We start from the raw sequence: 10,971 nt of genomic DNA on the forward strand, positions 1-10,971 counted from the left end.
TGTCTTCAGATTTGCGGAGCAAGGAATCGACTTTCGGCACTTACAGGCTGAATGTCCGGCTGATCACTGCTGATTATAAATTCAATATCACGGCTGCCGGAATGGACAGAACCCGCAGGCAAGACCAGCCGAACTACGTGTTGCGCAACTTCGCCGGCATTGACCGTAAAGCTCATATCACCTTTGGTGCTCAAATCCCCTATGTCCCTGACACTGATGGTCATGGTCAGCGTGCGCTGATCCTTGTTGGCCAGTTTGAGGATATAGGTATTTTCAATGCTGCCATCGGAGGTGGTGCGATAAAGCTGATTGCGGTCTCTGAGAATGTCCAGTTCCAGTGCGGAGCGATTGTTCAGGCTCCCTGCAAAGAGTCCGATCATTGCCAGCAGGGCGACGGTGTAACCTATCAGTCTCGGGCGCAGGAAATGGGTCTTCTTACCTGAAAGCTCATTGTCTGTGGTGTAGCGGATCAGGCCTTTATCGTAGCCCATCTTGTCCATAATGTTATCGCAGGCATCGATACAGGCCGCACATCCAATGCAGCCGATTTGCAGTCCGTTCCTGATATCAATACCGGTCGGGCAGACCTGGACGCAGACGCTACAGTCAATACAGTCACCCAAACCCTGACTTTTGGGGTTCACACCTTTTTTGCGTGAACCCCGGTTTTCACCGCGCTTATGATCGTAAGCGACCACCAGAGTATCCCGGTCGAACATCACACTCTGGAATCGTGCATAAGGGCACATGTGCAGGCAGACCATCTCTCTCAGATAGCCAGCATTACCATAGGTCGCAAAGGTAAAAAAGCCCAGCCAGAAAAGTGCCCAGGGGCTGACTTCCAGAGACAACATATTCGGAACCAGTTCCCGAATCGGAGTAAAGTAACCGACAAACGTGATAGCAGTGGCAACAGAAACACCCAGCCAGATACCATGCTTCGCCAGTTTACGCAGAACTTTTTCTGCCGACATCGGAGCTTTGTCCCTGCGCATTCGCTGGTTGCGGTCACCTTCTGTGACCTTCTCTGCCCACATGAATACCCAGGTGAATACACTCTGTGGGCAGGTATAGCCACACCAGATCCGGCCGGCAAACACCGTGATGGCAAACAGACCAAAAGCGCAGATAATCAACAACCATGACAGCAGAATAAAGTCCTGCGGCCAGAAAGTAGCGGAAAAGATATGAAACTTGCGCTCCGGCAAGTCAAACAGAACAGCCTGTCGACCATCCAGGTTAAGCCAGGCCGTGCCAAAATACAGAAGGAACAACAGCGCTCCCCCGAGCAGCCTGAGATTGCGAAAGTACCCCTGGAAACTGCGTGTGTAGATTTTGTCCGGCTTTTGATACAGGTCAATTAATTCCGGTCCACTGGATTGGATCTGTTGGTCTGACTCTGGCATATCACTTCACTGCCCTGATGGTCGTTATAAATCGTCCATTGAACCTGGCTCTTCTCACCGTGAATGTAAGAAGTGGTCCTTCGAACTGCATCTTAACAGGACGCTATTGGTAATTCGGCGTTATCTTACCTGATAAAAAAAACCACAGCCAGACAGCTGTGGTTTTCATGACAAGGTGGCGAATCAGAGACAGTTAATCTGTCTCTTTTTCGTTGTCCTTGTTGTCTTCGTCGAGACTGAATACGTAGGTAGCGACCAGGTGGACTTTTTCCTTGCCGAGAATGTCTTTCCAGGCCGGCATCACACCGTTACGACCATTACGAATGGTGTATTCCACCTGAGCCTGGCTGGAACCATATAGCCAGACTTCATCGGTCAGGTCAGGTGCCCCCAGTAGCTGGTTGCCTTTGCCGTCGGCGTTGTGACATACCGCACAAGTCGTGTCATAAATCTTCTTGCCCGCTGTCATTGTGGCCGGGGCAACTTTGTCTACCAGACCCGCATTAGCACGGATGAAGGTAGCAACGTCACGAACGCCTTTCTCGCCAATCACCGCGCCCCAGGCAGGCATCTGCCCGTTACGGCCTTCCATGATCGTGGTGGTGATCGCGTCAGCCGTGCCGCCGTATAGCCAGTCGTCATCAGTCAGGTTCGGGAAGCCGAAGGCACCGGCGGCATCACTGCCGTGACACAGGGCGCAGTTGTTCAGGAAGATACGCTCACCCATCTTGACGGCTTTAGGGTTGTTTACCAGCTCTTCAATCGGAGTATTAGCGTACTGTTCAAACAGTGGCTGATAACGACGATCATGTTTTTGCTGATGGCGTTCCAACTCACCGGTAGAGGTCCAGTCCAGAAAGCCCTTCCAGTTACCAAGACCCGGATACAGAGCCAGGTAACCGGCAGAAAATACGATGGTACCGACAAACAGAGCCAGCCACCATTTGGGCATCGGATTATCCAGCTCTTCGATACCGTCGTAGGCGTGCCCGGTGGTTTCAGTTGTTGTCTCTTCGCGCTGTTGCCTCCAGGTAGTAAACAGCACATAGATTACAAATGCCAGGCAGGCCAGAGTAAGGATGACAACCCACCCACTCCAGAAACTACTCATCATTGTATGGCCCCTTTGTCCTTGTCTGCGTGCTCAGTCTTTGCCAAGCCACTGGCGTGTCGTGTATTTATATGAGCTTCGTCGTCTGCAAACGGCAGTGATGCTGCTTCATTAAAGTCCCGCTTCTTATGGCCACTGTATGCCCAGAAACATACCCCCAGAAAGGCAATCATGGCTAAAACAGTGGACAGTCCTCTCAGATCATTAATATCCATGAGTGTCACCGTTTATTCTGTAGTGCGGTGCCCAGTGACTGCAGATAAGCCACTACGGCGTCCATTTCAGTGCGACCCTTGACTGCGGCTGTAGCACCTTCGATGTCATCATCGGTGTAAGGTACGCCCAGGCCTCTCAGAACTTCCATTTTCTTGCCGGTCAGTTTGCCGTCCAGAACGTTTTCGTTCAGCCATGGGTAAGATGGCATGATGGACTCGGGGACAACGTCTCTCGGGTTATTCAGGTGAGCACGGTGCCACTCGTCAGAGTAACGACCGCCAACACGGGCCAGGTCCGGACCGGTTCGCTTGGAACCCCAAAGGAACGGATGATCGTAAACAGACTCGCCGGCTACAGAGTAGTGGCCGTAACGCTCTACTTCAGCACGCAGAGGGCGCACCATTTGTGAGTGACAACCTACGCAGCCTTCACGGATATAGATGTCACGACCTTCCAGCTGAAGAGCAGTGTAAGGCTTAAGGCCTGCCACCGGCTCAGTGGTGGTTTTCTGGAAAAACAGGGGCACGATCTCAACCAGGCCGCCAAAGCTGATGGCTACTACGATCAGCGCCACCATCAAACCAAGATTTTTTTCGACTAAATCATGTTTTTTCATGGTGAACTCCCCCGTCAGGCCATCTGTGCAGGTGACGCCTGAGCTTCACCTTCCTGCTGGTTTTCACTGCCCAGTTTGACAGTGCGGTATAAGTTGTAAGCCATGATCAGCACACCTGCCAGGAAGAAGGCGCCACCGATTGCACGGACAACATAGCCAAAGTGGCTGGCGGTTACGGACTCGAGAAAACTGTAGGTCAGGGTGCCGTCGTTGTTTACAGCTCTCCACATCAGACCCTGGGTAATGCCGTTGACCCACATGGCCACTACGTAAAGGACGGTGCCGATGGTAGCCAGCCAGAAGTGAGTATTGATCAGACCAATACTGTACATCTGTTCACGACCACAAACCTTGGGAATCAGGTGGTACAGGGAGCCGAAAGAAACCATGGCAACCCAGCCCAATGCGCCGGAGTGCACATGACCGATGGTCCAGTCAGTGTAGTGAGACAGAGCGTTAACGGTTTTGATGGCCATCATTGGGCCTTCGAAGGTCGACATACCATAGAAGGACAGGGATACCACCAGGAAGCGCAGGATCGGGTCGGTACGCAGTTTGTGCCATGCGCCGGACAGTGTCATGATGCCGTTGATCATGCCTCCCCAGGAAGGTGCCAGCAGGATCAGGGACATCACCATACCCAGGCTCTGGGCCCAGTCGGGCAGGGCAGTGTAGTGCAGATGGTGCGGGCCCGCCCAGATGTAGATGGCGATCAGTGCCCAAAAATGTACGATAGACAGACGGTAAGAGTAAACCGGACGCTCAGCCTGCTTGGGAACGAAGTAGTACATCATGCCCAGGAAGCCGGCGGTCAGGAAAAAGCCGACCGCATTATGTCCGTACCACCACTGAATCATGGCGTCCATGGCGCCAGCGTAGGCAGAATAGGACTTGGTCAGGGTGACTGGAACAGAGGCGCTGTTGACAATGTGCAGAATCGCAACGGTGATGATGAAGGCACCGAAGAACCAGTTGGCCACGTAGATGTGCTTGGCCTTTCGCTTCATGATGGTGGCAAAGAACACAATTGCGTAGCTGACCCAGACAATGGCAATCAGGATATCGATTGGCCATTCCAGCTCGGCGTATTCCTTGGAAGAGGTCATGCCCATGGGCAGTGTGATGGCGGCCAGAACGATCACCAGCTGCCAGCCCCAGAACGTGAAAGATGCCAGTCCGGGCATGGCCAGGGTAGCCTGACAGGTCCTTTGGACGACATAGTAAGAGGTAGCGAAAAGGACGCAGCCTCCAAATGCAAAAATAACGGCGTTTGTGTGTAAGGGTCTCAGTCTGCCAAAACTGGTCCAGGGTAGATCAAGATTCAGTTCAGGGAATACCATCTGGGTAGCGATGAACAGTCCCATCCCCATCCCGACGATGGCCCAAACCACCGCCATGATGGCAAACTGCCTGACAACCTTGTAGTTATAGGTTGGCTGTATCGTTGCAGTGCTCATGCTCCGTGTTACCTTCGGGTTCTGCTAACAGTTATTACGACTTGGAGATAACCTGAGGCGTTGCAACTTAGACCGGAAATCCAGTAACACACTATGACCTTGGCTCTTGCCTTGACACTGTGCATAGTGTTTTTGTGGCCAAAGGAACCCTGTTCAGTTGCCAAAGGTTTCCGAACAGCCAAGGCGCATTGCTCTACTGGATTTCAGGCCAGATATTCTCTGCTACCGGCCAGCTCCCCCGGGTTGTCCGTAAGGCCGTACTTCCTGCTGATTCTTTATGTGTTAATAAAAAAATGCAGTTGACGAATTGAGTCGGAATATTTCTCTCATCAGGGCAGCGAAAAAGCTGCTCTCGTGAGTTCTCTGATATAAGACAGTTGTCAAGTTCACTGTTTGCCAGAGATCCTCAGGCTCTGGCTGAATGACTTGAGACTGACTTATTACCTTCAGACTCCGAGTGTTTTGATCCTGGGTTGGTACTCCTGGTCGTGCACACTTCTGGTTGTTATCCGGTCCTTATCGGTTGGCAGAGTTTTCTTATACTGCCAAACCCGTCGCAATCATACAGAAATATTGTTAGCCCTGCTAATGCTTTTTGGCTATGAGCGAGTGATATGTATTGAAATCTTTTGTGACAGCCTGTTTTGTATAGGAGATGTCAGGATTGCCATAGGATCAGGGCTGCATGAAGAGTGTGAGATAGATTTTTGCTGTCATTTTCTGCCATTGTCAGAGGATGTTCAGTTTTGTGTCATTGTCGGCAGAATCCGGAAGCACAAAAATTCATCGGAGGCTGAGATCAAAATTTATGTTCATGTCAAAGAGGCGATTACCTGCCTTGTTCGAGCCTGATTGATTCTGAAGCTTATTTGGGATATTTCAGGTAATCAAAAAAAAACTTCAGATTATTTGGAAACAACGACAATAGATTTTCTAAATTAGGTTGATGCTCAATAAAAGTGACAAGTGAGTTAATAGCCAGTAAAGGTAAAGATGATAAAATACTATTGAGTTCGGAAATGCTATTGGGGGGTGTTGGTATCTTGTGTATTAACATCCGCTCCCAATAATAATAAATAGTCAAATGCAGCCACTTTTTCTCACCAATAGCATGGTTAAACTCCCAGTTATAGTCATGAGCAGGACTTGCTCCGTGACTGAGTAATGTAACAATTTGAGATATCGTTGAAGCATCAGCCAAGATGTGTGAGATCGTCAGGCTGTTGTAAGTTTCTTTAGATGTAAATGAATTTGGATTTGCACCATTATTTAGCAGAAAAATAAGCATTTCCAGTGATCCAAAGCAAAGTGCATCGGGCAATGCATCCTGATCATATTCAAGTTGATAACCTTGGCCCATTAATTCTTTTACTTTGTTAAAATTATTTTCCCTAATGGCTTCCGTAAAATCTCCTGCCAGAGAGCATTTCATGAAAAAAAACAGCGTGAAGTAAAGTGCTCTCATTCTATAACGTCTATTTACAATGCAGAGTATGGACTTTAGTAGAATTGTGATTCTTGGCAAATTAAAGTGACGGTGGTTTTGTATTTGCTATTGGTTGGAGAATCCCCCGTATCGGCCAAGCAACAATTGATCGTTATTGATTAGTGCAGCCTGCCAAAACTGATTGAGAATCATGGGGAGGGTGACTGTTTTCCAGAATGTTTATAGATAATTTGCACAGCCCTTTTATAAGAGCCTGCAAGGGAAAACCATACATATGTGCAAGTCCAAAATTATATTTTCTACCATCAGCCGTTTTATGAGAAAGTGAATGATTATGGATTTCGTTTGAAGTTTTCATTATCTCTGGATCTGGTCTTTTATTCTGATTGATATGTAAGAAATAGTTCTGGTATTTGTGATCATGTCTAGAAATAAAAAAATCCTCTGTCATTTCATACGGCTGCATAGCTGACCAATAGACTATTTCTAATGAGGTTCTATGTAGCCATTTTTCGAACTCTGTATTATCCAACTCAAGAGCTTGCTGTAAGCTTATTGTATCGGTTGCATAATATCCCCGGATAAAATGCTCAAGAATATCTCCGATGAATCTTTGTACATCTTCGACAGCTTTAGGATTTTGGTAATGAAACTCATGGGATAAACGTTTTCCACGAGCATAAACAATAACAATGGCAACGATATTATCCATAAGCGCATTAAAAAAAGCTAACAGGTTTCCGACTTTTGGAAAAAATTTAACATTTAAAGCATTTTCAGGGGGCAGGCTGTGCAATGTAGTTTCAAATATTTGGCTGTCACCAAGATCTCTCAAACCGGACCAGGATAAATCTGAGCGCTCAGTGTCTTCTACCCAGTTACAAATTGATCCGGGAAAAGCTTCATTATTGCAAAAATGATAAGAACTCAGTTGCCCTAAAGTCATCCATTTTGACAGACCTGACCATGCAACACATAAATCTTTTGTATGCTGCGATTTAATAAGGCTATCGAATGACAGTCCATATCTTGCATACTTCCCGATATCAATAGCTGCTTTTTTTAACCCTTCTTCGGACCTGTAATGAGGGTTTTTGGAATTTGATGGGTCTAATTGGCATGCATAATTAACATAATCTTTTGAAGCTGAGAAACAATAACCGTGTATGTGACCTTCAAATATTTCGAGCTCATCTTCCAATCTTTTATTAATGATATCCGCAGAAATAGAAAATAAACCTTTACTTAAAGGTATTTCGCTGGCGAAATCCTGATCTGAAAATAAGTGGTGCAAACTATTGTGCATTTTAAGTTCACGGGTGAACTCATTCCATGATTCATCTTTTCGTTGAAATTTAAGGTATAGTGTTTGGTTGTCAGGAAGAGTGAGCTGGATGGATCTTCCGCCACAAACTTTCTGAATTATGGAGTTATCTGATAGCATTAATTCTATTTCAAGGTCCTCATTGCTTGAACTCTCTTTTAGAATTTGTTTTTTTATTTCTTTTTCGATTTTGTGCCCCATTTCAATGTCTGGAGGTAAAAAATGACTGTTTCTGTAACAGGCAATGATGAGGTCAGAGAAAAATGGATTCCGTGAGTCATAATCCAAGCTGGCTGTTGCGTATAAAAGTTCTTGTGTTGCACAGGGAGGCAGGGGAAGGTTGTTTTTTGCTAATTCAATAATTTCATCCAGAAAACCAGCTGGGAATAAATGCTTGTCTTTTTTTGCTGCTTCATACAATCTAAAACGTCTGTCTAAGTGCGAATAATGAACGATATCTTCAATTTTACATCTCAATGCTTGTAACTTGGCAATTTTTTTAAACAAATTCTCTATTTTGTGTGTTGTACTGAATTCTTTTTGGAGTGTTTCCTGTTTTTTTCTACTAAAAAACCTGTTACCCAGTTTTATTATCAGATAGAGCCAGTCATCACCACTAAAATGTTCGGTATTGCCATCCAGATAATCTTTCATTAATGATATTTGGTGTTTTTCGCCAGCAGAGAAATAGCCTTCTGGTTTTTCTAACGTTTTGATTTTTATTGTTTTTCTGTGATAAAGACACTTTTGTTCAACTAGAAGAGAGCCATTTGTGGGCAATGGCTCTGTTTTTTTCGAGCTCACAGCTTCCTGACAGGTAGTATCTGCCCTTATAGGTTGTGGCTGAGGCTGTGAGTGGATTGATGATAAATGCATGGAAATAATGTTTTAAAAATACGATTTCATTCTTAGTCCATATTTTTCTGAAAAGGTTCAAAACTTTGTGCAGATTGTTGAATAAGGTGTATCACGTCGGCAAGCGAGCAAAGTGATGATACTGATCTGGATGGCGTTCCAATGCACAAGCGATATGTTTGAGTGACTTTTCTGAGCCTTCGAAAGATAGCGCCACCATGAAGGTACAATCTGGATTTTTTGTTTTAATCCAGACACAGACTGTCTCTGGCACCCTTCAGGATGCATGCTCAAGCCTTGCCGTTATTGCAGAAGAGTTCTCGCTGGTACTGAAAGATCCGCCCTTCCGTTGCATAACAACCTGAGTGAAAGCCTGATTCGGGAATATGTCAGCGATGAAATGGGATTATCTGACAGATAGTTTAACAGGCGGTGAGCGCTTACCAAGGTAAAAAACTTGATTGCAAAGGCCTACGGTAGTCTAACATGTAGGCTTTGCACCAGTTTCTGAGACAATAACAATGCAGGAGTTTTGAATGTTTAGGCAATTATTTTTTTGGCTATTAGTATTCTATCTGCAAGACGTAAGAGCAGTTCAGGATTTACGGCTTTTTTTCGTTGTTGCGCCTTCTAACTTGAAATTTATGGTGGATGGCTGTTATGGATTTAATTCAGAGTTCAGCTACTTTATAAAAGATTTTAACGATGAATTTAAAGAGGGTCGTAAAGAAGTAGTAGTATTTGTTAAGCATTTAAAAAAAACGTTTTCTTGTTTTGTTATTCCTTCCCGCGAATTAGGTTTTATTGCTGAGGGTTCTGGTGATTATAATTTTTCACTGCATAATTTTCATTCTGAACCTGATGAACGACGCTTTACTCGATATATTATTGCCAGATCTTTGTGGTATCACCTTTTTTATACATCGTATTTGGAGCAAAAAGAAAATGAATTTAAGTTCGCTGAATCATTATTTAATAAAAATTCTGATTTGGAGGTTGTGCTGTTATTTAAGTGTTTTGGTGACAATGAATATAAGGAACATTGTAAAAGCTATTTTTCAGATGCCCTTGAGGGATTTGGATGGAACCTTGAATTTATAGATAGAAGCAAAGAGGGTTGTATGTACATTAGAATTATTATTGCTCTTGGAAATGAGAGTTATAATAATCTCCAGTCCTTTCAGTTAGATTCCAATGTACGCCTGGATATTGAAAAGTCGGGTATACGAAGGCAAGGAGAGAAAAATAAAAGCTCTATGATTTTTTTTCCATCAACAGTATTTCAGAAAAATGCCTGTGAATCACTGGCTGCCAGCGACATACAGAATCAGGAAGACTACTGCGCTTTCGGAATGATTGGCTCAAATAATGCGTGTGTGTGGACATTTCCCAGAACCTACAGCCAGATGGAAAGCTTTGTTGAAGAGAGTGCCTGTGTCAGTACTGGTGCTACTGCTAAAAATGTCTATGAAGTGTGCAGAAAATTTACTAATACTTCGGCAGAAGCCTTGAATGGCGCCAAAGCCTTATGTGTTGTTCTGACGGGAATTTCCATTAGTTTCAAAAGAGAAAAGTCAGATGCTTACAACAGTCTGAAAAATACGAGTGAATATTTAAAAGAGCTTGGATTAGAGGTTCATAATATGCCAACGGATGGTTACTGTGGCTGGCATGCTATTTTGAGTTGGATCAGAAGTAATAGGTATGAGCTTTTGTCTGAAATGACTGAAAATTCAGATGATTTAACAGCGCAGAGAGTATTTGAATATTTTTCTGCCAGGGCTCAGGAAATGGTCGAGGAAGGTGATGAACGTGAGTTTATAGTATCAATGGCTAATGAAATGAATGGATCTAATCCCGATAGAATGTGGCTTGAAGATAATCATATTCGTTTCCTGATTGCCCCGTTTATCAACCAAAACATTTTAATGCTTGATATAGCTTCTAGTGATCCCACTCCGGGATGTCCTTTTCAGATTAGCTTGATAAGAGCAGATGGTGTTGATGTTATTTTTCAGAATCAAGATGAAGTTGTTAATGCGTTGCATGAAAATCGCCATTGTATGATGTTACTTCATGCTCATAATCATTGGTTGTTGATAATGCCTGATCGTCAATTGGCTACAAATCAAGCTACTCGTGGGAATGCAACTTCACAAGATATACCGAGAGAATGGTTGGAAATTGACTGGAGTACTGTCGTTGTTCCACATCTTCTTCTGAATAAGTAGCTCACTAAATGAAAGCCTGTTGTGATGCCCAGGTTCTCAGTTTTGAGCCAGTCATCATCACTGAAATGTTGGGCTCCTCTTGCGATCACAATTTTACCGCTCAGCTACTGAGGTCGTTCATTGCAGGGCTAAATGAGAATGATTATGCTGGTGCGTAAGCCCTGGTTGCCAGCCTCTGGTGCATGGCTTCTTCGATGGTATCACTGCACTTACCCGCAAGGCACACGCCGACCTCAGAAAAATCGGGATCGTAATCAACTCCGCACCATTACGACTTTGAACCAGTGTTCAGGAACTTTTTTTATTTT

The 10,971-nt window shown here is 44.9% G+C and carries 9 protein-coding genes; 2 read left to right on the forward strand and 7 right to left on the reverse strand.

Features of this window, described 5'->3' with window-relative positions; genetic code table 11:
- Positions 1-5 precede the first annotated feature (5 nt).
- The 7 genes from ccoG to KDK18_RS03645 form a co-directional block, all read right to left on the reverse strand.
- Positions 6-1,406, reverse strand: a complete 1,401-nt coding sequence (gene ccoG, locus KDK18_RS03615; RefSeq protein WP_257253276.1) for a cytochrome c oxidase accessory protein CcoG — start codon at positions 1,404-1,406, stop codon at positions 6-8.
- Positions 1,407-1,599: 193 nt separating this feature from the next.
- Positions 1,600-2,520 carry a cytochrome-c oxidase, cbb3-type subunit III gene (ccoP, locus tag KDK18_RS03620; protein ID WP_306670848.1) on the reverse strand — a complete coding sequence of 307 codons (921 nt, stop codon included), beginning with the start codon at positions 2,518-2,520 and terminating at the stop codon, positions 1,600-1,602.
- The gene (locus KDK18_RS03625; RefSeq protein ID WP_257253277.1) at positions 2,517-2,732 is read right to left on the reverse strand and encodes a cbb3-type cytochrome c oxidase subunit 3; all 216 of its coding nucleotides are present in this window, start codon (positions 2,730-2,732) and stop codon (positions 2,517-2,519) included. The genes ccoP and KDK18_RS03625 overlap by 4 nt, the downstream gene beginning before the upstream one ends.
- A gap of 5 nt (positions 2,733-2,737) precedes the next feature.
- Positions 2,738-3,349, reverse strand: coding sequence for a cytochrome-c oxidase, cbb3-type subunit II (gene ccoO, locus KDK18_RS03630; RefSeq protein ID WP_257253278.1), 612 nt, complete (start codon positions 3,347-3,349; stop codon positions 2,738-2,740).
- Positions 3,350-3,363: 14 nt separating this feature from the next.
- Positions 3,364-4,806: a cytochrome-c oxidase, cbb3-type subunit I gene (gene ccoN / locus KDK18_RS03635; protein ID WP_257253280.1), complete on the reverse strand. Its 1,443-nt coding sequence runs from the start codon at positions 4,804-4,806 to the stop codon at positions 3,364-3,366.
- Between the two features lie 865 nt (positions 4,807-5,671).
- Positions 5,672-6,271 (reverse strand): hypothetical protein, encoded by a 600-nt coding sequence (locus tag KDK18_RS03640; RefSeq protein WP_257253281.1) that lies wholly within the window; start codon positions 6,269-6,271, stop codon positions 5,672-5,674.
- Positions 6,272-6,404: 133 nt separating this feature from the next.
- Positions 6,405-8,381 carry a hypothetical protein gene (locus KDK18_RS03645; protein ID WP_257253283.1) on the reverse strand — a complete coding sequence of 659 codons (1,977 nt, stop codon included), beginning with the start codon at positions 8,379-8,381 and terminating at the stop codon, positions 6,405-6,407.
- 269 nt (positions 8,382-8,650) lie between these two features.
- Between KDK18_RS03645 and KDK18_RS03650 the strand changes: the two genes are divergently transcribed.
- The gene (locus tag KDK18_RS03650; protein ID WP_257253284.1) at positions 8,651-8,797 is read left to right on the forward strand and encodes a hypothetical protein; all 147 of its coding nucleotides are present in this window, start codon (positions 8,651-8,653) and stop codon (positions 8,795-8,797) included.
- Positions 8,798-8,968: 171 nt separating this feature from the next.
- The gene (locus KDK18_RS03655; protein WP_257253285.1) at positions 8,969-10,663 is read left to right on the forward strand and encodes a hypothetical protein; all 1,695 of its coding nucleotides are present in this window, start codon (positions 8,969-8,971) and stop codon (positions 10,661-10,663) included.
- The last annotated feature ends 308 nt before the right edge of the window (positions 10,664-10,971 follow it).

The sequence above is a fragment of the Endozoicomonas sp. SESOKO3 genome (genome assembly GCF_024606255.1).

Coding starts and splice junctions, on each gene's coding strand:
- ccoG (WP_257253276.1), bottom strand. CDS start 1,406: ATGCCAGAGTCAGACCAACAGATCCAATCCAGTGGACCGGAATTAATT.
- ccoP (WP_306670848.1), bottom strand. CDS start 2,520: ATGATGAGTAGTTTCTGGAGTGGGTGGGTTGTCATCCTTACTCTGGCC.
- KDK18_RS03625 (WP_257253277.1), bottom strand. CDS start 2,732: ATGGATATTAATGATCTGAGAGGACTGTCCACTGTTTTAGCCATGATT.
- ccoO (WP_257253278.1), bottom strand. CDS start 3,349: ATGAAAAAACATGATTTAGTCGAAAAAAATCTTGGTTTGATGGTGGCG.
- ccoN (WP_257253280.1), bottom strand. CDS start 4,806: ATGAGCACTGCAACGATACAGCCAACCTATAACTACAAGGTTGTCAGG.
- KDK18_RS03640 (WP_257253281.1), bottom strand. CDS start 6,271: ATGAGAGCACTTTACTTCACGCTGTTTTTTTTCATGAAATGCTCTCTG.
- KDK18_RS03650 (WP_257253284.1), top strand. CDS start 8,651: ATGAAGGTACAATCTGGATTTTTTGTTTTAATCCAGACACAGACTGTC.
- KDK18_RS03655 (WP_257253285.1), top strand. CDS start 8,969: ATGTTTAGGCAATTATTTTTTTGGCTATTAGTATTCTATCTGCAAGAC.